Annotated in this window: 18 protein-coding genes; 9 read left to right on the top strand and 9 right to left on the bottom strand. The window is 56.2% G+C overall.

The window, feature by feature from the left end; all coding sequences use genetic code 11:
- Positions 1-27: 27 nt before the first annotated feature.
- Positions 28-1,425 (bottom strand): MATE family efflux transporter, encoded by a 1,398-nt coding sequence (locus tag ACQZ51_RS07935; RefSeq protein ID WP_448776314.1) that lies wholly within the window; start codon positions 1,423-1,425, stop codon positions 28-30.
- A gap of 320 nt (positions 1,426-1,745) precedes the next feature.
- On the opposite strand from ACQZ51_RS07935, the gene mcpU reads away from it, so the two are divergent.
- Together mcpU and ACQZ51_RS07925 are read left to right on the top strand one after the other, a co-directional pair.
- Positions 1,746-3,830 carry a methyl-accepting chemotaxis protein McpU gene (mcpU, locus tag ACQZ51_RS07930; protein WP_448776313.1) on the top strand — a complete coding sequence of 695 codons (2,085 nt, stop codon included), beginning with the start codon at positions 1,746-1,748 and terminating at the stop codon, positions 3,828-3,830.
- Positions 3,831-3,971: 141 nt separating this feature from the next.
- Entirely contained in the window at positions 3,972-4,451 is a 480-nt protein-coding gene (locus tag ACQZ51_RS07925; protein WP_448776312.1) for a DUF2938 domain-containing protein, read from the top strand.
- 2 nt (positions 4,452-4,453) lie between these two features.
- Here ACQZ51_RS07925 and ypfJ read toward each other — a convergent pair whose 3' ends face one another.
- Positions 4,454-5,347 carry a KPN_02809 family neutral zinc metallopeptidase gene (gene ypfJ / locus ACQZ51_RS07920; RefSeq protein WP_448776311.1) on the bottom strand — a complete coding sequence of 298 codons (894 nt, stop codon included), beginning with the start codon at positions 5,345-5,347 and terminating at the stop codon, positions 4,454-4,456.
- A gap of 59 nt (positions 5,348-5,406) precedes the next feature.
- Positions 5,407-6,075, bottom strand: coding sequence for a glutathione S-transferase (locus ACQZ51_RS07915; protein ID WP_448776310.1), 669 nt, complete (start codon positions 6,073-6,075; stop codon positions 5,407-5,409).
- Positions 6,076-6,333: 258 nt separating this feature from the next.
- Between ACQZ51_RS07915 and carB the strand changes: the two genes are divergently transcribed.
- Positions 6,334-9,819, top strand: a complete 3,486-nt coding sequence (gene carB / locus ACQZ51_RS07910; RefSeq protein WP_448776309.1) for a carbamoyl-phosphate synthase large subunit — start codon at positions 6,334-6,336, stop codon at positions 9,817-9,819.
- Between the two features lie 103 nt (positions 9,820-9,922).
- Entirely contained in the window at positions 9,923-10,363 is a 441-nt protein-coding gene (locus ACQZ51_RS07905) for an SRPBCC domain-containing protein (protein ID WP_448776308.1), read from the top strand.
- Here the strand turns inward: ACQZ51_RS07905 and ACQZ51_RS07900 are convergent.
- Both ACQZ51_RS07900 and ACQZ51_RS07895 read right to left on the bottom strand, forming a co-directional pair.
- Entirely contained in the window at positions 10,360-11,844 is a 1,485-nt protein-coding gene (locus tag ACQZ51_RS07900) for a UdgX family uracil-DNA binding protein (RefSeq protein ID WP_448776307.1), read from the bottom strand. The two genes, ACQZ51_RS07905 and ACQZ51_RS07900, sit on opposite strands and share 4 nt — an antisense overlap.
- Entirely contained in the window at positions 11,844-13,076 is a 1,233-nt protein-coding gene (locus ACQZ51_RS07895) for a putative DNA modification/repair radical SAM protein (protein ID WP_448776306.1), read from the bottom strand. The genes ACQZ51_RS07900 and ACQZ51_RS07895 overlap by 1 nt, the downstream gene beginning before the upstream one ends.
- A 222-nt stretch (positions 13,077-13,298) precedes the next feature.
- Between ACQZ51_RS07895 and greA the strand changes: the two genes are divergently transcribed.
- Together greA and ACQZ51_RS07885 are read left to right on the top strand one after the other, a co-directional pair.
- Positions 13,299-13,775 carry a transcription elongation factor GreA gene (gene greA, locus ACQZ51_RS07890; RefSeq protein ID WP_042617272.1) on the top strand — a complete coding sequence of 159 codons (477 nt, stop codon included), beginning with the start codon at positions 13,299-13,301 and terminating at the stop codon, positions 13,773-13,775.
- A gap of 31 nt (positions 13,776-13,806) precedes the next feature.
- Positions 13,807-14,868, top strand: a complete 1,062-nt coding sequence (locus tag ACQZ51_RS07885; RefSeq protein WP_448776305.1) for a glycosyltransferase family 4 protein — start codon at positions 13,807-13,809, stop codon at positions 14,866-14,868.
- Here ACQZ51_RS07885 and ACQZ51_RS07880 read toward each other — a convergent pair.
- The 3 genes from ACQZ51_RS07880 to ACQZ51_RS07870 are packed head-to-tail and all read right to left on the bottom strand — an operon-like array spanning position 14,852 to position 17,720.
- Positions 14,852-15,874 carry a glycosyltransferase gene (locus tag ACQZ51_RS07880; RefSeq protein WP_448776304.1) on the bottom strand — a complete coding sequence of 341 codons (1,023 nt, stop codon included), beginning with the start codon at positions 15,872-15,874 and terminating at the stop codon, positions 14,852-14,854. The two genes, ACQZ51_RS07885 and ACQZ51_RS07880, sit on opposite strands and share 17 nt — an antisense overlap.
- Positions 15,871-16,899, bottom strand: coding sequence for a glycosyltransferase (locus ACQZ51_RS07875; protein ID WP_448776303.1), 1,029 nt, complete (start codon positions 16,897-16,899; stop codon positions 15,871-15,873). The genes ACQZ51_RS07880 and ACQZ51_RS07875 overlap by 4 nt, the downstream gene beginning before the upstream one ends.
- Entirely contained in the window at positions 16,899-17,720 is an 822-nt protein-coding gene (locus ACQZ51_RS07870; RefSeq protein ID WP_448776302.1) for a glycosyltransferase family 2 protein, read from the bottom strand. The genes ACQZ51_RS07875 and ACQZ51_RS07870 overlap by 1 nt, the downstream gene beginning before the upstream one ends.
- A 275-nt stretch (positions 17,721-17,995) precedes the next feature.
- Here ACQZ51_RS07870 and ACQZ51_RS07865 point away from each other — a divergent pair, with 275 nt between their 5' ends.
- Complete coding sequence (locus tag ACQZ51_RS07865; RefSeq protein WP_448776301.1) at positions 17,996-18,733, top strand: hypothetical protein; 738 nt, start codon at positions 17,996-17,998, stop codon at positions 18,731-18,733.
- Between the two features lie 128 nt (positions 18,734-18,861).
- The gene (locus ACQZ51_RS07860) at positions 18,862-19,887 is read left to right on the top strand and encodes a glycosyltransferase family 2 protein (protein WP_448776300.1); all 1,026 of its coding nucleotides are present in this window, start codon (positions 18,862-18,864) and stop codon (positions 19,885-19,887) included.
- 6 nt (positions 19,888-19,893) lie between these two features.
- Here the strand turns inward: ACQZ51_RS07860 and ACQZ51_RS07855 are convergent, their stop codons facing one another.
- Positions 19,894-20,361: an Lrp/AsnC family transcriptional regulator gene (locus ACQZ51_RS07855; protein ID WP_192064174.1), complete on the bottom strand. Its 468-nt coding sequence runs from the start codon at positions 20,359-20,361 to the stop codon at positions 19,894-19,896.
- A gap of 241 nt (positions 20,362-20,602) precedes the next feature.
- Here ACQZ51_RS07855 and trxB point away from each other — a divergent pair, with 241 nt between their 5' ends.
- Positions 20,603-21,577: a thioredoxin-disulfide reductase gene (gene trxB / locus ACQZ51_RS07850; protein WP_448776299.1), complete on the top strand. Its 975-nt coding sequence runs from the start codon at positions 20,603-20,605 to the stop codon at positions 21,575-21,577.
- The last annotated feature ends 7 nt before the right edge of the window (positions 21,578-21,584 follow it).

Here is a 21,584-nt window from a genome sequence, read left to right as displayed (position 1 = left end):
ATTAGATTACGATACAACGGCCCGCTTTTAGCGGGCCGTTTGCATTTGGCGCTTTACCATCAGGTAAAAGCGGGTTGTCAGCAGCAAGGCTGCCGCTGAAAGGCCGACGACAAAGCCGAACCAGACGCCGGGTCCGCCAAAGCCAAGCGGAAATGCGGCGACCCAGGCCAGTGCGAGGCCAATGGGCCAATAGGAAATCAGCGCAAGGATCATCGGCACCCGCGCATCCTTCAAGCCGCGCAGCAGCCCGGCAGCAACCGCCTGCATGCCGTCCACCAGCTGGAACACACCGGCGATGATGACGAGCGTGCTGGCATAGGCCAGAACCTCTGCGGCGCCGGGCAGGCTTGGGTCGAGGAACCAGCTGGCCAGATATTCCGGCGCAATCGCAAACAACAGGCCACCGCAGAGGGCAATCGCGCAGGCCACGCCATAGACAGTGATCGCGGCACGCACGAGGTTGGGATAATCATTCTGCCCGTGTGCCACACCAATGCGCACGGTTGCTGCCTGCGCCAGCCCTAGCGGGATCATGAAGGCAATGGAAGCCAGTTGCAGCGCGATGCCATGGGCTGCAAGCTCAAGCGTACCGATTTGCCCCATGAGGATGGACGCGGCAGAGAACAGCGTAACCTCTGCCAGAATGGTAACGCTGATGGGCAGGCCGAGGCGGATTACCTCCCACAAGGCATGAAAATCCGGTCTCCAGAACCGCACGAACAATTCATATCTGCGCGTTTCATCGCGCGTCTGGATATAGACGATGATGAAGACGAGGCTGAAAGCGTTGACGATAACAGCGGCATAGGCAGCACCGATCATGCCGAAAGCGGGCGCGCCGAAATGACCGAGCACAAGCGCATAGGCCAGGAAACCATTAATCACCAGCATGGCAATGGTGGCATAGAGAATGATGCCCGCACGGCCGATGGCGCTGACCAGGCCACGCATGACGTAAAACAGCAATGCTGGCAAAAGGCCGAATTGCGCGACGGCCAGATATTCACCGGTTTGCGCTGAAACGGCGGGGTTCTGCCCCAGCGACAGCAGAATTTTCTCCGCACTGAGAAACAGCGGCACGGTCAAAAGCCAGTAGACGGCGGCAACCCACATGCCCATGCGCAAGGCGCGCCGCGCCGTTGTGGCATCCCCCTGCCCGTAAGCATTGGCCACCATCGGCACCACGGCAACGGAAAAACCGGAGCCGAAAATGAAGACCACGAAATAAAACTGACCTGCCAGCACCATGGCGGCAAGCTTTTCAGCGCCGAGCTGGCCGACAATCACCATATCGGTGGTGTGAATGCCAAGCTGCGCCAGTTGCGCACCAATCAGGGGAATTCCAAGTGCAAGCGTTGCACGCAGATGTGCGCCCCACGAGTTTAAACCCAGCGGAGCTCGTTCAACCGCAACAGACGAAGACATTTGGCTCACCTCAAAAATGCAAGACCGCTGCCTGCTACAACCTGCATGGGCAGCGCGGGCTCTGATTATGATATTCCCGCCCTTGGCGCAAGAATGATATCGCACGCAAAACTCTGTCACAAAAATATAATAGATTAAAAATTCCAATGACTTGCTGTCTAATCATCATGCAACATTTATGTTTCGCAGAGTTTGTTTACAGTTGGACACTAAGGATTCTTGACGAGAAGCAATTTTCTGGGTGCATGACGCACGCTGTACGCGCCAATGGGCATGTCTCCATCAAACCCGGTCCCACCGGTCCTTTTCGAGGTCCACCAGTGTCTCAAAAATCAAATTTAATGACGCGCATCGTCGCTGCCGCGTCCTGCGTGGTCGTTGCGGCTTTCGTAGGTTTTTCCCTTTATATTGACGGTCTGCAACGCGATGCAGCCAACCATTTCGTCGAAGACAAGATCAATGCTGCCGGTAAACAATCAGCACTCAGCATCGCCAACTGGCTGAACGGACGTGTGATGATGACCGAAATGGTCGGCGCATCGATGGTAACGGCAACAACGAAGGAAAAGCTGGAGCTTGCCCTGCACAACGATGTGCTGGCACGCGAATTCAAGTCCGCATATTTCGGCGACGAAACCGGTGCCTTCAACAACTTCCCATCGACCAAGATGCGCGAAGGTTACGACCCGCGCCAGCGTCCGTGGTACCAGGCTGCCGTCAAGGCCAATGCCACGGTTCTGACCGAGCCTTACACGGATGCCACCACCGGCAAGCTGGTGGTGAGCGCCGCCCTGCCCGTCAAGCGCGATGGCAAGCTGGTTGGCGTTGCCGCAAGCGACTTCATGCTGACAACACTGGTTTCCATGATCGCCTCCGTTGATGCGGGCGACAAAGGCTATGCGTTCCTTGTCAACAAGGATGGCAAGATCCTGATCCATCCAGACGAAGCCATGATCAACAAGACGCTTGCTGACCTCTTCCCCGTCGCAACGCCGAAGATTGCCCAGACCGTTTCGCAGACCAGCATTGGTGATGCTGACAAGATCACCAGTTTTATTGCAGTGCCCGGGCTTCCCGGTGTCGAATGGTCGGTCGGACTTGTCATCGACAGCGACACTGCCTTTGCGTCCATCTCGCAGTTTCGTATCGCCGCCGTCGTCGCCACGATTCTGGCAGTGGCAGGCATGATCGCCTTCCTCGCATTCCTCGTGAACAGCCTTGTCATCAAGCCTGTTTCGCAGATGACGCTGGCGATGGAACAGCTCGCCTCTGGCAATCTGGATGTGACCATTCCCGGCCAGGAGCGCAAAGACCAGATCGGCTCAATGGCCGCAGCCGTTGCCGTCTTCCGCACCAACGCCATGGAGCGCCGCCGTCTGGAAGGCGACGCGGAACAGACCCGTACCCTTTCCGAACGGGAGCGCAATGAGCGCGAACAACACTCCGCAAAGGACGCCGCCGACATTCAGTTCGCCGTCGATTCTCTTGCCACAGGCCTCGCGCATCTTTCGGATGGCGACATGGGTTACCGCATCACAACGCCTTTCGTGGCCCGCATCGATCGTCTGCGTGAAGACTTCAACGCATCCATCAGCAAGCTGAACGGCGCTCTGGTCAATGTTGGCCACAATGCGCGCAACATCGACGCCGGCGCCACCGAAATTCGCCAGTCTGCCGACGACCTTGCAAAGCGCACGGAACAGCAGGCAGCATCGGTTGAAGAAACCGCCGCAGCACTGGAAGAAATCACCACAACGGTGCGGGACTCCGCCAAGCGCGCCGAGGAAGTGGGCCGTCTGGTGGCCCGTGCACGCAGCAATGCCGAACAATCCGGCGTGGTTGTTGGCGATGCGGTGAAGGCCATGGAAGGCATCGAACAGTCTTCATCCGGTATTTCCAAGATCATCGGCGTTATCGATGAAATCGCGTTCCAGACCAACCTTCTCGCACTGAATGCCGGTGTGGAAGCGGCACGCGCTGGCGAAGCTGGCAAGGGCTTTGCCGTCGTGGCACAGGAAGTGCGCGAATTGGCGCAACGCTCTGCCAACGCTGCCAAGGAAATCAAGGTGTTGATCAGCGCCTCTACGACCCAGGTTGAATCCGGCGTGTCGCTGGTTGGCAATGCTGGCAAGGCGCTCGACACCATCGTGGCCGAAGTGCAGGAGATCAACCAGCACATCAACGCCATCGTGTTGGCGTCGCGTGAACAGTCGACTGCCTTGCAGGAGATCAACACCGCCATCAACACGATCGATCAGGGCACGCAGCAAAATGCGGCCATGGTGGAAGAGCAGACGGCGGCGAGCCATGGACTAGCGACAGAAGCCGCCGCGCTCAACGCGCTGCTCGCGCAGTTCCAGCTGGCCAACGCGCAGCGTCAGCAGAGCTATAGCCGCGCCGCGTGATGCGCACCTGACACAACAATGACGTGGCCGCCAAGGCGGCCACGGTTTTCCACATCATGCTGCCAATCCACTGCATTGTTGGCCTTGTCGCAACGGCAAAAAGCCTAGAGGTTGCCACCAACAAAGCAGTGGGGGTCATCGATGTCGGATATCATTTGGGCTGGTATTTTAATGGGTATAGGCGGCACCGCCTTCATGGACATATGGGCCATTATACTCCATCGCTTCTTCCACCAACCCGCCCCCAACTGGGGACCGGTCGGGCGCTGGTTCTGGCACCTGCCCAAAGGCAAAGTCTTCCACGACAGCATTGCGAACGCCGCGCCTTACGCGCATGAAAACGCCCTTGGCTGGGCATCCCACTACGCAATCGGAATTCTTTACGGCGTTGTTCTGGCGCTCATCGTGCCGGAGGGTTGGTTCGCGGCACCCACATTCTTGCTGCCGTGGCTGGTCGGCATCGTGACCGTCGGCGCTGGCTGGTTCCTGCTGCAACCGGGCCTCGGCATCGGTTGGGCGGCATCGAAGACGCCCAACCCGTGGAAGGTGCGCGTCCTCAATCTCGTTGCGCATACCATATTCGCGCTCGGAATGTTCGCGACGGCGCTGCTGTTGAGCTGATTTTAGATATCAGCGGAGAACGTATCGCAATCTTCCACCCGGCCGCTTTCGAAGCCGCGACGGAACCATTCTGCGCGCTGCGCCGATGTGCCGTGGTTGAAGCTATCCGGCACGACATAGCCCTGCGACTTCTTCTGCAGCGTATCGTCACCAATCTGGTGGGCAGCGTTGATCGCCTCCTCCAGATCGCCCGCTTCCAGAATGCCCTTCTGCTGCGTGGACTTGCCCCAGATGCCGGCGTAGCAATCGGCCTGTAGCTCGACCTTGACGGACATCCTGTTGGCTTCCGTCTCGCCCATGGATTGGCGCTGGCGGTTGAACTCCGGCAGAACGCCGGTCAGGTTCTGAATGTGGTGACCCACCTCATGCGCAATAACATAGGCCTGCGCGAAATCGCCTGAGGCGCCGAAGCGGCTATCCAGTTCCCGGAAGAACTGCGTATCCAGATAGACCTTGCGATCGACAGGGCAATAGAACGGGCCACTGGCTGAGGTCGCCGCGCCACATGCCGAGCGAACCTGGCCTGCAAACAACACGAGTGTCGGCTTTTCATAGGTCTCGCCAGAAGCACTAAAGAGCTTGCCCCAGGTGTCTTCCGTTTCTGCCAGAACCGTCCGGACGAAGGCCGTGGTCTCATCGCTGGATTGACCCTGTGGCCGAGTGCCAGTCGTCTGCTGGCTGCTGGTGTCGGAGCCGATATCACCGCCGGACAAAAGCGTGAGCGGGTTGATGCCAAGCGCCCAGCTGATCAAAAGTATGACGACGAGGCCGCCAATACCAATGCCGCCGCCGCGACCACCGGTAGGCAGGCGGAAGCCACCGCCACCAGAGCCGCCGGATGACATTCCGCGCCTGTCTTCAATATTGTCGGATTGGCGACGCCCTCTCCACTGCATAGATGTCTCCCCTTGAATGACCTGCCTAAACGCTGGATAGAGCAAAGCGTTCCGTAAGGTCAGCTCTTGGCATAGACATAAGCGCCGCCTTTTTTAAGCGCGCGCTGATAGGCTGGCCGGGCGCGGATCGTTTCGAGGTATAGCCGAATAGCTGGTTGTGCATCAACGCCATCCACACGGCTCATGGCCGCCTCAACCGGGAAACTCATTGCGATGTCTGCGCCCGTCAGTTCACCGCCGGTAAACAGCCCATCTTTCGAGAGCTCGCTTTCCCAGAAGGCAACATTGTCTTTCAGTTGCGGATTGATGAATTTGCTCGCGACCCCTTTGGAAATGAGAGTTGCAACGGGCCGCAGCAGAAAAGGAACCTGACGGGGAATACGGGAAAACAGCAGCTTCATCACAAGCAATGGCATGGCAGACCCCTCGGCATAATGCAGCCAATAGACATAGCGTCTGTAGGCATCCGTACCCTGCTTTGGCCTGAGCGCGCCTTTTCCGTAGGTATCGATCAGATACTCTATGATCGCACCGCTTTCGGCGTAGATCTTTCCGCCATCCTCGATCACGGGGGATTTGCCGAGTGGATGCACCTCTTTCAGGCTTTTGGGCGCCCGCATGTCAGACCCGCGCGCATAGACCTTTACGTCGTATTCAAGCCCGAGTTCTTCAAGCAGCCAGAGGATGCGGTGTGCGCGGGAATTGTCGAGATAATGGACTGATATCATAATGCCCCGTTCTGTCGTTCTGGAATAAACTTTATTGCATTCTAATATAACTACGGTTTTAAACGCTGAGAGGATCAATCCGCAAGACAGTTCCATGATCATTGCACTTTCCTGTCGGAAAGCGAAGATTCGGGGTTCCGTTCGCCAAAACATTTGCCTATAAGCCGCTTCTAGCCTGAAAAGATTGGAATTGCGCCCCCGGCCGGTGAGTTTCACCTTGGCCGTTTTTTGCGCAACACGAAAAGCGGAACGAGAGCTATGCCGAAGCGCCAAGATATCAAATCCATCCTCATCATCGGCGCTGGTCCGATTGTCATCGGTCAGGCATGTGAGTTCGATTATTCCGGCACCCAGGCGTGCAAGGCGCTGAAAGAGGAAGGCTACCGCGTCATCCTCGTCAATTCCAACCCCGCAACCATCATGACCGACCCCAACCTGGCGGACGCGACCTATGTCGAGCCGATTACGCCGGAAGTGGTGGCCAAGATCATTGCCAAGGAACGTCCTGACGCCCTTCTGCCAACGATGGGTGGCCAGACGGCGCTGAACACCGCGCTGTCCCTCAAGCGCATGGGCGTTCTCGACCGCTACAATGTTGAAATGATCGGTGCAAAGCCTGAAGCCATCGACATGGCGGAAGACCGCGCTCTGTTCCGCGAAGCCATGAAGCGGATCAACTTGGAAACGCCGAAGTCGATGCTGGCCAACGCCACCGACATCAAGGACGCAGACCGCAAGACGCATGAAGCCGCACGCGCAGAGCTGAAAGCAAAGCTTTCCGGCGCAGAGCTGGACAAGGCACTCGACAACCTCGAGAACCAGTGGAACCTTGGCGAGACAGACCGCAAGCAGCGCTACATCAGCCACGCCATGGCCATTGCCGCACAGGCGATTGATGTGGTTGGCCTGCCAGCCATCATCCGACCTTCCTTCACCATGGGCGGCACGGGCGGCGGCATTGCTTACAACCGCTCGGAATTCTTCGAAATCATTGGCGGCGGTCTCGACGCGTCTCCAACCACCGAAGTGCTGATCGAAGAATCGGTTCTCGGCTGGAAGGAATATGAGATGGAAGTGGTTCGCGACAAGGCGGACAACTGCATCATCATCTGCTCCATCGAAAACATCGACCCGATGGGCGTGCACACCGGCGACTCGATCACCGTCGCGCCCGCGCTGACGCTGACCGACAAAGAATACCAGATGATGCGCAACGCATCGATCGCGGTTCTGCGCGAAATCGGCGTTGAAACCGGCGGATCGAACGTGCAGTTCGCGGTTAACCCGAAGGATGGCCGCCTCGTCGTCATCGAGATGAACCCGCGCGTTTCGCGCTCTTCCGCTCTCGCCTCCAAGGCTACGGGCTTCCCGATTGCCAAGGTGGCGGCGAAGCTCGCTGTCGGCTATACATTGGATGAGCTGGACAACGACATCACCGGCGGCGCGACACCTGCCTCGTTCGAACCGTCCATCGACTATGTCGTCACAAAGATCCCGCGCTTTGCCTTCGAAAAGTTCCCAGGCGCATCGCCGATCCTGACCACCGCCATGAAGTCTGTCGGTGAAGTCATGGCGATTGGCCGTACCTTTGCTGAATCCCTGCAGAAGGCGCTTCGCGGTCTCGAAACCGGCCTGACGGGTCTCGATGAAATCGAAATCCCCGGCTACGAAGAGGGCGAAGGCTCCAAGAACGCGATCCGCGCTGCCATCGGCACACCAACGCCAGACCGTCTGCGCATGGTGGCACAGGCTCTGCGCACAGGCATGTCTGAGGCCGAGGTTCACGAAAACAGCAAGATCGATCCATGGTTCATTGCCCAGTTCAAGGCAATCGTGGACATGGAAGCGCGTGTGCGTGAGCACGGCCTGCCAACGGATGCTGAAAACCTGCGCTCCCTGAAGGCCATGGGCTTTTCCGATGCGCGCCTTGCCAGCCTGACGAAAAAGCGTCCGAAGGAAGTGGCGGAACTGCGCAACAGCCTGAATGTGCGCCCTGTGTTCAAGCGCATCGATACTTGCGCTGCCGAATTCGCATCGCCAACGGCCTACATGTACTCCACCTATGAGACGCCTTTCGTCGGCCAACTGCGCTCTGAAGCGCAGGTTTCGGACCGCAAGAAGGTCGTCATTCTCGGCGGTGGCCCGAACCGCATCGGCCAGGGCATCGAGTTCGATTATTGCTGCTGCCACGCCGCCTTCGCGCTGAAGGATGCGGGCTTCGAAGCCATCATGATCAACTGCAACCCGGAAACTGTGTCTACCGATTACGACACATCCGACCGCCTCTATTTCGAGCCGCTGACAGCTGAAGACGTGATCGAAATTCTCCGCGCTGAGCAGGAGAAGGGTGAACTGGTTGGCGTCATCGTGCAGTTTGGTGGCCAGACACCGCTGAAGCTGGCCGAAGCGCTTGAGAAGAACGGTATCCCGATCCTCGGCACAGCGCCTGACATGATCGACCTTGCCGAAGACCGCGACCGGTTCCAGAAGCTTCTGATGAAGCTCGATCTGGCGCAGCCGAACAATGGCATCGCCTACTCGGTTGAGCAGGCGCGCCTCGTTGCGTCGGAAATCGGCTTCCCGCTGGTGGTTCGCCCTTCCTATGTTCTGGGTGGCCGCGCCATGCAGATCATCCATTCCGAGGGCCAGTTGCAGACCTATCTGCTCGACACGGTTCCCGGTCTGGTGCCTGAGGATATCAAGCAGCGTTACCCCAACGACAAGACCGGCCAGATCAACACGCTGCTGGGCAAAAACCCGCTGCTGTTCGATAGCTACCTGACCAATGCTGTCGAAGTGGACGTGGATGCGCTGTGCGATGGTGAGAATGTCTTCGTCTCCGGCATCATGGAGCACATCGAAGAAGCCGGCATTCACTCCGGCGATAGCGCCTGCTCTCTGCCATCGCGCTCGCTTTCTGAGGAGACGCTCGACGAGTTGGAACGCCAGACAACAGCGATGGCCAAGGCGCTGAACGTGGGCGGCCTGATGAACGTGCAATACGCGATCAAGGACGGCACGATCTACGTGCTGGAAGTCAATCCACGTGCATCGCGCACCGTGCCCTTCGTCGCCAAGACCATCGGCGCGCCGATTGCCAAGATTGCAGCCCGCATCATGACCGGTGAAAAGCTGGATGCGGCCATAGCCGCCTATGGCGAGAAGCCTGACCCACGCAACCTGAAGCACATCGCCGTCAAGGAAGCAGTGTTCCCGTTTGCCCGCTTCCCCGGCGTCGATATTCTGCTTGGACCAGAAATGCGCTCGACCGGCGAAGTCATCGGCCTCGACACAGATTTCGCTCTGGCCTTCGCCAAGGCGCAGCTGGGTGCAAGCGTCGACCTGCCACGCTCTGGCGCGGTGTTCGTTTCGGTGCGCGATGATGACAAGGAACGGGTTCTGCCTGCCATCCGCCAGCTGGTGGAGATCGGCTTCCGGGTTCTGGCAACCGGCGGCACGCAGCGCTTCCTGGCCGAACAGGGCATCAATGCCGAGAAGATCAACAAGGTGCAGGAAGGCCGTCCGCATATCGAAGACGCCATCCGCAATCGTCAGGTTCAGCTGGTGATCAACACCACTGATAGCAACAAGGCAATCTCTGACAGCAAGTCGCTTCGCCGCGCCACGCTGATGCAAAAGGTGCCCTATTACACGACGATTTCGGGTGCCGAATCTGCAGCGCTTGCCATCAAGGCGCTGAAGGCTGGTAGCCTCGACGTGCGGCCATTGCAGAGCTATTTCTGATCCAGGCTAGACCGTCCCCATCTTAGCAAAACCGGCCTGCATCTCTGTTGGCCGGTTTTCTTTTGTGCAGCGTTTGCCCTTTAACGAGCCTGTAGAGAGAACCATGACCGAAAAAATGGAAATCCTGAACGAGAGACTGTTTCCGGTTGATCGCGACATGCTGTTTCAAGCATTCGCTGATCCGCGACTTCTGGAAAAATGGTGGGGGCCAGACGGCTTTATCAACGCCATCACCGCATTCGATTTTCGTCCTGATGGAACGTGGAAGCTGACCATGACAGCCTCTGACGGCAACGAGTTTCACAATGTCTCGAAATTTCGCGACATCGTCGTGCCAGCTCGCATTGTCTTTGAGCATCACGAACCCATCCATGTTTACACGATGGCCATGGACTTCATCGAAGAGCCAAACGGAACAACATTGCGCTGGCACATGGTTTTTGATGCGACGGATGAACTGCTGCACCTGAAGCCATTCATTCGTGCCGCCAACGAACAGAATTTCGACCGTCTTGGCTTGCTTCTTGAGGGCTTGGCCTCTTAGCCTGAGACAGCGGTGGCAGACCTCGCGCCCATTTCCATCAGTCTGTGAACAGCCAACATATCGTCACGGAACCGCTGAAACTCCTCTGCTTTCCGCTGCTCATCGGGTATGCGCAAAAGATAAGAAGGGTGGACGGTGACGAACAGCGTTCTGCCGCCGTCCATCGGCATCGGCCTGCCGCGGAGGTCAGACAGCTTCTCTCTCAATTCCGTCAGGGCGAAGACAGCCGTGGCGCCCATGGCGACGATCAGCTTCGGCTGAACAAGATCAATCTCCCGCGTTAGCCACCAGCGGCAACGCTGCACCTCGCCTGCATCCGGGCGCTGGTGAATGCGCTTCTTGCCGCGCGCTTCATATTTGAAATGCTTGACGGCATTGGTCACATAAAGCGCCTCGCGGTCGATGCCCGCCTCGGCGATGACCTGATCGAACACCTTTCCCGCCGGACCGACAAAGGGCCGACCGGCAAGGTCCTCCATGTCACCCGGCTGCTCACCCACAATCATGACATCGGCGTTGGCTGGGCCCTCTCCGAACACTGTCTGGGTGGCCTTGCAGTGCAGCGGGCAAAGGGTGCAGCCTTGCGCCTGATGTTTCAAACCTTCGAGCGTATCGGCATCCGGCAGAACAGGTGCTGGCCTGTTTTCCGCCGCAGCCTGAAGGCGATGGTGGAACAGCTGCGGCTCGGTTGCCGCCTTGGCACCCATTTCCAGAACCCGCCTCTCGGCGTTCAGAATAAGATCAGGAATGAGGTCTGCTTCTGGCAGGTTCTTCCAGTATTTCTTCGGCATTTCGGCTGTCATCGCCTTGATCTTCAATCGCGCCGGATTGAAAATATTGGCGTAATAGGTGCGCCACAGCTCATCTGTTTCGTCGGAAAGATCGGGCTTTGAAGCCGCGAGCCGCGAGGTCTCAAGCGTTTCACCATCCCAACGCGCCGACCCGTTGGGGGTCAGAATCATCCAGTCCATATCCGTGAAACGACGCTGGAAAAAGGATGCCTTTCGCTCGACAATGAAATGATCCGGCTCGAACCAGGCGATAAATCGCCGGCGGCCCGCGACGCCCTCACCCAGCGGCACCTCCTTGAAGCGCACGAAAGCCGTCATCTTGTGGCTGTCGCGCCGCACCGCTTTTTCCATCTTGCGTGCTTCTGCCACATCCTGGTCCGCCTTGAACCCGAGCAAGACCCTGTCCTTCTGGAGCCGCCACAGGAGACGATAGAGCAGAGCGAAACGGGCCGGATCGCTGTGACAGATGATGGTTTGCGCAAGGGGCATGAAGGCCGCAGGAACGTTCACGCTGGCCGTCACATCAACCTCTGGAACGCGGTCGCCCTCTTCAAAACCAAACAGGCCGGTTTCCTCACCCCGAAACCGCCAATCGATTTCGTGTGGTGCGACATTTGCCGACAGGAAACGCCGGGCGGCATCGCGCCACTCGGTAAAATCCCCCCGCCCCTCCAGCGAAATCAAATACATTAAAGCAACGACAATTGTTCTGGCTGCGGCGCAAACATGGCCCGCAGGTCTGGACGCTCCGTCAACTTGCCCGGAGACCACCCAACTGCGACAACGAATGCCTTGACCTTCTTCAACGACACGCCAAACCGCGCGATGTCTTCCAGCCGCAATTGCCGGAACCGGCGCGACGAAAGGATGGATTTCACCGTTTTTGTGCCGAAGCCGGGAACGCGCAGCAGCGTCTCGCGATCCGCCTTGTTCACATCGACAGGAAACTGCTGGCGGTTGGCGAGAGCCCATGCCAGCTTAGGATCAATATCCAGATCCAGCATCCCGTCCTTCTGGGTGGAGGCGATCTCGTCAATATCGAAGCCATAGAAGCGGTAGAGCCAGTCTGCCTGATACAGGCGATGTTCGCGCATTAAGGGCGGCTTGATCAGTGGCAGGTTTTTCGACGAATCCGGGATGGGGCTGAATGCCGAATAATAGACGCGCCGCAAACCGTAGCTGCCATAAAGCCGCGCGCTGGTGGACAGAATGGTGGTGTCATTGGCGCCATCGGCACCAATAATCATCTGCGTACTCTGCCCGGCCGGTGCAAACTTCCTGACCCGTTTGGTCTGAAGCGTCGGCTCACCCGCCTCCTCGATTTTCAAGCGAATATCAGCCATGGACTTGCGGATATTCACTGGCTGTTTTTCCGGCGCGAACTGGCTGATGCCGCTATCGGTCGGCAGCTCGATGTTGATCGACAAGCGGTCCGCATAGAGCCCGGCCTCCTCGATCAGATGAGCCGATGCCTCGGGAATGGACTTGAGGTGAATGTAGCCGCGAAAACCATGGGTGACGCGCAATTCTCTTGCCACCCGAACCAGCTCTTCCATCGTGTGATCTGAAGACCGAATAATGCCCGACGACAGAAACAGCCCCTCGATGTAATTGCGGCGATAAAATTCGAGTGTTAGCCAGACGACCTCCTCCACCGTAAACCGCGCCCGCTCAACATTGCTGGAGGACCGGTTGATGCAATAGGCACAATCATAAATGCAGAAATTCGTGAGCAGAATCTTCAGTAGCGAAATGCATCGCCCATCCGGCGCATAAGCATGGCAAATGCCGGAGCCTTCGGTTGAACCCAACCCGCCGGACGCCGACGAATTGCGCTTCGACGTACCGCTGGAGGCGCAGGATGCATCATATTTTGCAGCATCGGAAAGGACTGCCAAACGCTCTTTTATTGACTTTTTCATAGCAATGTTCACTATATGTTCTTGCGCTCGCAGTCAATATAGGAATATTATTACTTCGTAAATCTGCTAGAAATGGATGACTTCAAATTATCTGGCAAATCACTCCGGTCTTCTGATATAGTGTCGGAAATTGTGATTTTGACATGGTTCCGTAGTTTTGCTCCGGAACCTGTTTCTTTTTGTGTCTGCGGGTACCGTAGATCGAATGCGAAGGAAGAAAAAATGGTAGAAAAAGTGCCAATGACGCAGGGTGGATTCATCAAGTTGCAGGAAGAACTGCGCTTCCGCCAGCAGGAGGAGCGTCCGCGCATCATCGAAGCCATTGCCGAAGCACGCGCCCATGGAGACCTCTCGGAAAATGCCGAGTACCACGCCGCCAAGGAAGCGCAGAGCCACAATGAAGGCCGCGTTGCCGAACTTGAAGACCTGACGGCCCGCGCCGAGGTTATCGACCTGTCGAAAATGTCTGGCACCACCATCAAGTTTGGCGCGACGATCAAGCTCATCGACGAAGAATCCAACGAGCAGAAGACCTATCAGATCGTGGGCGACCAGGAAGCCGACGTGAAGCAGGGCCGCATTTCCATCTCCTCGCCAATCGCCCGCGCGCTGATCGGCAAGGAAGTTGGCGACAGCATCGAGGTGAATGCACCCGGCGGCTCGCGCGGCTATGAGATCCTCTCCGTAAACTGGGGTTGATTAGCGGCCCCCTGCCCCGAGTTATCCAATCTTGCCCCATGTTGACTTGGCCGATGTCCAGGTGCTTGCGCCGAATTTCAAGCGCAGGCTTTCTGGCGTAACCTCCACCATTATTCAGCTTCTGCCTGTTCAGAACAGGCAGGGGCAGAAGGTGGCAGCTATCGGCCCTGGCTTGCCCGGCAGCCTGCCGCATGTTCGCTTTCGTGACCTGTGGAAGCTCTGGCAAATGGGGCCTGAACACAAGCCGCGCGTCTGGCATGCGCGGCGCAATATCGAGATGCTGCCTGCCATTCTCATGCGGGATGTGCTGCGCATGAAGCTGAAAGTTGTCTTCACATCAGCGTCCCAGCGCAAGCATAGCGGCTGGACGAAGTTTCTGATTTCGCGCATGGATACCATCATCGCGACCAGCAACAAGACGGCGTCCTATATGGACCTTCCCAGCACCGTGATCATGCACGGCATCGATACAAACCGCTTCTGCCCACCCGCCGATAAGGCGGAGGCGAAACGCGCCCTCGGCCTCGATGCCAACCAGAAATATGTTGGCTGCTTTGGCCGCGTGCGCCACCAGAAGGGCACGGACCTCTTCGTGGATGCCATGATCGCCACATTGCCAAACCATCAGGGCTGGTCTGCCATCATTGCTGGCCGCGCCACCGGGCCGCATGTGGAATTCGAAAATAGTCTGAAGGAAAAGGTGCGCGCTGCAGGCTTTGCGGACCGCATTCTCTTTGTGGGCGAGCACACCAACATCAATGAATGGTATCGCACCCTCGACCTTTTCATCGCCCCTCAACGCTGGGAAGGCTTTGGCCTGACACCCCTGGAAGCAATGGCAACGGCCGTGCCGGTTATCGCGACCGATGTCGGCGCATTCCCTGAGCTGATTGTGGAGCATGCAACCGGAGCCACCATTCCACGCGACGATCTTCATGCCATGAGCCAAGCCGCAACAAGCTGGATGAGCGACGACAAAAAGCGCGTCGAGGCATCGCTGGCTGCGCGCCAGCACGTGGCGCAGAATTTCACCATCGACGGCGAAGCGGCAAAACTCGGAAGCGTCTACGAAGCTCTTATGGCTTGCGCTTGAAGAGTTCGATATAAGCAGAGGACACGGCTTCCTCTGAAAACTGACGCATCAGGGTCTCATGTCCGCCAGCTGCTACGCGCTGGGACAGCGCCTGATCATTCAAAAGGCTGCTGATGGCAGCTGCAAAACCGGCGTCATCGCCAATATCCGCCAGCAAACCATTTTCTCCATCGCCCATGAACCACATTGGCCCTTCCGATCTGGACGAAACCACCGGCTTTTTCTGAGCCCACGCTTCCAGAATGACATTGCCCAGCGGCTCATGGCTTGATGGCATGACGAAGATGTCTGCAGCCGAAACGTAAGGACGTGTATCGTCCTGCCAGCCAATGAAGCGAACCCGCTCCCGCATGCCGCGCGCATCCACCTGCGCCTCAAGGCTTTCACGCTCCTCGCCATCACCCGCCAGCCAGAGATAGACCCCAGGCAAAGCCGCGACGGCATCGATCAGTGTGTGAAAGCCCTTTCGCTTGACGAAACGGCCCATCGACATGACCACGGGAGCATTTTCCGGCGTATCGAGCAGCGCTCTGGAAATGGGCGCGATCTCTTGCGTGTTGGTAAAATTGGAAATCACTTCGACGCCACGCGTCCAGCCAAGACTGCGAACATGCTCGCCAATACCGGGCGTATTGCAGACGAGGATGTCGGTATTCTTGAAGTAATCCAGCTTGGTTGGATAGTCGCCCAGACGCGAAAGCTTGATGCAGCCCTTATAGGCTGGCATCAATTCACTGGCACGCGGCGCCCAAGCCATGATCGCATCGGGCTTATGAGCCTTTGCCATGGCCTGAACCTTGATGGGGAGCAGGAAACGATCCAACGAAACATTACGGAAATTGCTCTCCGTAATATCTGCTACCGTCTCGATATCCCTTCGCCAAACGCGAATTTTTCGTATCACGCAGCTCTGATCTATCCCACGTCTGGCGAAAGCGTTGACGAGATGGACAAAAAAGCGTTCCGCGCCGCCATCTTTCCCGAAGTGAAAATGGTGGACTCTCATTTGACCGCCGCCTTCTCGAAGAGCTTCAGATAGGCGTCCGTAATGGCTTGCTTGGAGAACCTCTCCCGTGTTGTTGCGTGCCCGCCTTCAACCAGTTTTTGGCGCAATGCCGCGTCGTTTCGAAGCCGGTTGATCGCATCCGCCAGACCTTTCTCGTCTCCACAATCCACCATCAAGGCATCGACCTCATTCGTCATGGCGAAGGACGGGCCTTCTGCACGAAAAGCCACGGTCGGCTTTCCTGCCCCCCAGCCTTCAAAGCACACATTGCCCAAGGGCTCATGCAGAGAGGTGATCGCGAAAACATCTGCCGCAGCAAGGTAAGCGTAGGCATCGCTCTTCCAGCCCGGGAGCTTGACCCTATCCTGTAAACCAAGCCCTTCAACCAGCCTGGACAACTCTTCGCGCTCTGGACCGTCGCCCAGCAACCAAAGATAGGCGCCCTCCATATCTTTGATGGCGCGAATGAGATGTGCAAAACCCTTGCGCTTTACGAACCGTCCCATGGCAACAACGACGAAGGCATCTTCAGGCGTGTCCAGCGCACGCCTAGAGATCGGCGGAATTGAGGTTGCGTTGCTGAAATTCGGAATAACGTCAATGCCTCGCTCCCAACCCAGGCTCTTTACGCGTTCAGCCATGTCAGGTGTTATACAGACAAGCACTTCTGAGTTTCGGTAATAACCAAGATGCTCCGGGTAATCTCCCAGCCGAGAAATTCGAAGCGCTGTTTTGGTATTCGGCATAAAACGGCTCGCGCGCAATTGCCATGTCATGATCACATCTGGTTTGAACTCTTTGACGATCCTTCTCAACCGCCATGACAACAGAAACCGGGACAGCGAAATTCGGCGAAATATGCCTTCATATACGACAGCAGTGTTTTCGATCGCAGCCCGCCAACTCCGCCCCGGACGGATTAAGACGCGCTGTTCGACGCCCCGCTCGCCCAATGCGGTAACCAGGTTTACAAAGAAACGTTCTGCGCCGCCCTCTTTCCCAAAATGAATGTGCAGCACTTTCATCACGTATTCCTTCCGCGCACAGAATCGTCGACATTGGGTCGACGTTTCAGGGCATGACGCTGATAGATTTTTGCCTGGGTGAGGAACGCATAGACACCGCCTGTCGCCGCCTCGATAAAGCCCGGTACGCCGCAACGCCACAGGCCATTTTTGAAATAAAGGCGCAGAAAATACAACCACGGCGACACAAGCAACTTAGACACTCTGGCCTGTCGACCCTCTGCGAACTGCTGATCGGCCTTCAGGCTGGAGTATTTGTTTTCCTTGAGAATTTGCTCGTCAATGATGAGCGGGCGATAGTGCAGGAGACTGCCCTTCTCAGACGAATTGACCGGGCCAGATGGAACGATGCCCTCGTGAACCTTCTGCGACAGATCATAAGCGCCCTTGCCATTGCGGATCAACCGCAGGTTCTTGCGTTCGCGCACACTTTCCGGCGTGTAGCCATAGCCGATGAGGTACGGACGGCGTGCGACTTTCCAGCCGACGATGGTATCGGGTGCTTCAACGAGCTGCGGCAGAGCCTGTTGCAAGGTCGCATCCAGTCGCTCGTCAGCATCAATATTCAGGCACCAAGCTTGCGTACATTGCTCCAGCGCAAACTGCTTTTGGCCGGCATAGCCACGCCAGGGCTCAAACATGAACCTGATAGGCCAACCCCTGTCTATATAGCTCTGCACCAGCGCCTGCGTACCGTCCGTCGACCCGGAATCAACGATCACAATTTCGGCGCAGCCTACGAGGCTTTCTATGCAATTGCCGAGATATGCCTCTTCATTAAGGCATATGATGAAAGCGGAGTAGGACAAAATTAAGCTCATTCCGGTGAAACTCTCCACACTTAACGCAAGAGCACCGGAAATCTCAATGGAGTAGTTTCATTTGTAGGAAAAATCCGTCTGAACCAAGTCTCAGGACCATGAATGCCATAGCAAAGATCAATTTCTCACCGCACGCTGATAGCGAGAGCATCAAGGAATGCGAGCGCCCGGGACACCGCTACAGATTGTTCCGTATGCGGGCAATCCACAAGTTTCCTTTTGGTTGCATCCCTTGAAATTGACTGGTAGGCGTCTTTGACGTTGTGGAGAGAGAGATGACGAATATAGACGTTACTTTGATCTGCGGGAGACGCCCAACCTTACTCGGCCAAACCTTGGAATCCTTTTCAGAAAAACTGTTCAAGAATTTCAAGATAAATCGTGTCGTAGTCAATATCGATCCATTTGGCGGCGATGTTTCAGATCACGCAAAATGTATTAGTTTGATCCGCGCAAAATTTCCGAGCGCCACCATCACTGAACCTCAATCTCCATCGTTCGGAATGGCCGTCAAAACAGCCTGGAGCCAGACGGAAGAGGACATTGTTTTTCATCTCGAAGATGACTGGCTGCTATTGGAGCCGCTTACGCCAGCCGATATATTCCCATTATTTGAAAGCAATACAAAGGCAGTTCAGCTTGTCTCCAAAGAAATGCAGTGGGACGGCGCGATGTTTAAGGTCCATCATAAACCGATGCGTTTTTTGGGTGTCAGATACGGGACCAGAGATCTTAATATATTCGGAACATCTCCTGGCTTCTGGAGTGGCTCAGCGATGAGAGAGTGCGCCACTTTAATGGACCCGACACTTGATCCGGAAAAGCAGATGCGCCCACATTTCAATCCCCCGATGTGGTCTTTTCTGCAAAGTTGCAGATGCCGAGTTTTGCCTAGCAAAGCTGGTGGTGAACTAATAAGAGACATAGGTCGGATTTGGCGAGAGACTGAGGGTATTAAAAAACAAGTTGTGAATGGCAAAAGCATATGGAGTGACATAAAGGGCGAGATCTAAGAAAAATCTCAAGTAGTCGATTGATATTAAAATGACTGAACATCTGTTATAAATCGTATGCTCCTACATCCGGGTCCCTTACTGCAAGAGACAACAAGGCGTCATAACCAAAACGAGATTAAGTACCAATGCCGCTTTTTGCTAATTTCAAAAAAAATATCTCAAGAAATTTTCTTCAGAAATTGCAAACGAACTATGAGAGTTTTCGTATTTCCAAGAGAGAAAAACGGCAACGCAAAAATATACCTTTGATTGCTCTGACGCAGAGAACACAAACTCACTATGCGGGTACTGACGTTGTTTGTATAACGCATAACGATATCCGTCTCATTCCCCAGTTCCTAACTCATTATAGGGCACTCGGCGTGTCTCGCTTTATCGTTGTCGATGATGCATCGACTGACGGAACAAGAGAGTTTCTCTTGACACAGATGGATGTCGATGTGTGGACGTCCCCCGTGCGCTACTCTGAAGCGAGGCGTGGTCGCCAATGGCGTGAGCAATTGTTTGAATTCTACGGCAGAGACAGATGGTACGTAAACGTTGATTCGGATGAGTTTCTGGTATTCGCAGATAGCGAAACCCGCCGCATCTCTGATCTGATCAAGATTTTAGAGGGCGTAGGAGATAAACGACTGGCTGCGCCTATGCTGGATATGTATAGCGGACAAGACTCCAAAGAACTCCACTCAGATGCCCCACCCTGGCTTTTGTCCGATAATTTCGACGGGAATAGTTACCATTTGGCCGTCGAAAAACGGGGGGTAAGCATCAAGGGAGGGCCGCGCGGACGCAAGTTCGGCGAAGTCAACGAATTGATGAAATACCCAGTCATCTACTGGGATAATTCATGCTTTTTCGGCAGCAGCCCACACAGACCCCTCCCCTATAAGCGCAATTTCCCGAAAACCTGGGGCGCCCTTCTACACTTCAAATTTTATTTGGACTATAAAGAGAAAATTGCTGAAGCCGTTCGGGAAAAGCAGCACTTTGGCGGCTCTGTTCACTATGTGACTTTGCTTGACGAAATCGAGCAAAAAGGTGCTATTGATCTTTACGACGAAAATGTCTCGGTTAAATTCACAGGTTCCCAGCAATTGGTCGATCTCGGATTTATCACGCCAATCGAGTGGGAAGACCAGATTAAGGGTTGACGGCCATCACACCCCAACCAGCCCAACGCGCTTGACCTGGCGTATAGTCAGCATGGTGCGCACGGTGTCCACATGCTCGTCCGCAGTCAGCACTTCAATCACGAAGTCCTGGAAACGTGTGAGGTTTTCGGCGACGCAGTGGAGGAGGAAATCGCTTTCGCCTGATACCATCCATGCCTGGCGCACCAGCGGCCAGCGCTCTGTGGCGGCGGCGAAGGCTTTGAGGTTGGTTTCGGACTGGCGCTTCAGCCCCACCATGCAGAAGGCCACGAGGTCGAAGCCGAGTTTGGGGGCGTTCAGCATCGCATGATAACCTTCGATGATCCCGGCTTCTTCCAGCTTGCGCACCCGGCGCAGGCATGGCGGTGCGGAAATGCCGACGCGGTCCGCCAGTTCGACATTCGTCATGCGCCCATCGCGCTGCAATTCGCGCAGTATTTTCAGATCGATGGCATCAAGTTCGACGCTGGCCACGCGGGTCTTCCTTGTTCGGCTTTATGCTTCCTTCTACTCTTCGCGGCGGGATTCGCAATAATAGTTCAATGGCACGACACAAAATTACGTGTAGAGTTCCGTATGGGCTGTTGGAAACGCAAGGCTGCCCTTGAATATCGGCGCAGGACGCCCTTAAATACCAGACAACGAAAAGGTGTATCGCGATAGAGCCAGGAACATGGCTGTCCCCTCTGCCACCTTGTTTTGAAAGGAATGTTCCATGTCTGCCCGTCACGCAAAAGTCCTGATCATCGGCTCCGGTCCCGCAGGCTATACAGCCGCGATCTATGCCGCCCGCGCAATGCTTGAACCCGTTCTTATCGCTGGAATGGAACAGGGTGGGCAATTGATGATCACGACCGATGTCGAGAACTATCCCGGCTATGCCGATCCCATTCAGGGTCCATTTCTGATGGATCAGATGCTGAAGCAGGCAATCCATGTGGGCACAGAGATCGTGAACGACCTCGTGACCGAGGTTGAAACCACCCACCGCCCCTTCACGGTCAGAACCGATTCCGGTGCTCTGTGGACAGCCGATACGCTGATCATCTGCACCGGTGCCAAGGCCAAGTGGCTGGGCATTGAGAGCGAGCAGCATTTCCAGGGCTTTGGCGTTTCTGCATGCGCCACCTGCGATGGCTTCTTCTATCGCAACCGCGATGTGATCGTGGTTGGCGGTGGCAACTCCGCCGTGGAAGAGGCACTCTACCTCTCAAACATCGCCAAGTCGGTCACCGTCGTCCACCGCCGCGACAGCTTCCGTTCCGAGAAGATTTTGCAGGAGCGTCTGTTCGCCAAGGAGAACGTCAACATTCTATGGAACAGCGAGATTGCCGAAATTGTCGGCACGCCTGCCAAGCCACCCATGCCGCCATCGGTCACCGGTGCCAGAATTCGCAATACGCAGACTGGTGATATCACCGAAATGCCGGTTCATGGCGTGTTCGTGGCCATTGGCCATGCGCCAGCAGTTGAGCTGTTCGAAGGCAAGTTGAAGCTGAAGCCAAACGGCTACATGTGGACAGCACCCGATTCGACCGCGACCGATGTGGACGGAATATTCGCCGCTGGCGACGTGACGGATGATACTTACCGCCAAGCCATCACTGCCGCCGGCATGGGTTGCATGGCCGCACTTGAAGCCGAAAGATATCTCGCAGCGCAAGCGCCGCTTGCCGTTGCCGCAGAATAAGAAGGGC

This window comes from Agrobacterium sp. CG674 (assembly GCF_053521645.1).
The sequence above is the reverse complement of the archived record's forward strand: the minus strand, read 5'-3'. Positions and strand labels throughout refer to the sequence as shown.

Excerpts from the sequence above, each read along its gene's own strand:
- ACQZ51_RS07935 (WP_448776314.1), bottom strand. The coding sequence starts at position 1,425 with ATGTCTTCGTCTGTTGCGGTTGAACGAGCTCCGCTGGGTTTAAACTCG.
- ACQZ51_RS07925 (WP_448776312.1), top strand. The coding sequence starts at position 3,972 with ATGTCGGATATCATTTGGGCTGGTATTTTAATGGGTATAGGCGGCACC.
- ypfJ (WP_448776311.1), bottom strand. The coding sequence starts at position 5,347 with ATGCAGTGGAGAGGGCGTCGCCAATCCGACAATATTGAAGACAGGCGC.
- ACQZ51_RS07915 (WP_448776310.1), bottom strand. The coding sequence starts at position 6,075 with ATGATATCAGTCCATTATCTCGACAATTCCCGCGCACACCGCATCCTC.
- carB (WP_448776309.1), top strand. The coding sequence starts at position 6,334 with ATGCCGAAGCGCCAAGATATCAAATCCATCCTCATCATCGGCGCTGGT.
- ACQZ51_RS07905 (WP_448776308.1), top strand. The coding sequence starts at position 9,923 with ATGACCGAAAAAATGGAAATCCTGAACGAGAGACTGTTTCCGGTTGAT.
- ACQZ51_RS07900 (WP_448776307.1), bottom strand. The coding sequence starts at position 11,844 with ATGTATTTGATTTCGCTGGAGGGGCGGGGGGATTTTACCGAGTGGCGC.
- ACQZ51_RS07895 (WP_448776306.1), bottom strand. The coding sequence starts at position 13,076 with ATGAAAAAGTCAATAAAAGAGCGTTTGGCAGTCCTTTCCGATGCTGCA.
- greA (WP_042617272.1), top strand. The coding sequence starts at position 13,299 with ATGGTAGAAAAAGTGCCAATGACGCAGGGTGGATTCATCAAGTTGCAG.
- ACQZ51_RS07880 (WP_448776304.1), bottom strand. The coding sequence starts at position 15,874 with ATGAGAGTCCACCATTTTCACTTCGGGAAAGATGGCGGCGCGGAACGC.
- ACQZ51_RS07875 (WP_448776303.1), bottom strand. The coding sequence starts at position 16,899 with ATGAAAGTGCTGCACATTCATTTTGGGAAAGAGGGCGGCGCAGAACGT.
- ACQZ51_RS07870 (WP_448776302.1), bottom strand. The coding sequence starts at position 17,720 with ATGAGCTTAATTTTGTCCTACTCCGCTTTCATCATATGCCTTAATGAA.
- ACQZ51_RS07865 (WP_448776301.1), top strand. The coding sequence starts at position 17,996 with ATGACGAATATAGACGTTACTTTGATCTGCGGGAGACGCCCAACCTTA.
- ACQZ51_RS07860 (WP_448776300.1), top strand. The coding sequence starts at position 18,862 with ATGCCGCTTTTTGCTAATTTCAAAAAAAATATCTCAAGAAATTTTCTT.
- trxB (WP_448776299.1), top strand. The coding sequence starts at position 20,603 with ATGTCTGCCCGTCACGCAAAAGTCCTGATCATCGGCTCCGGTCCCGCA.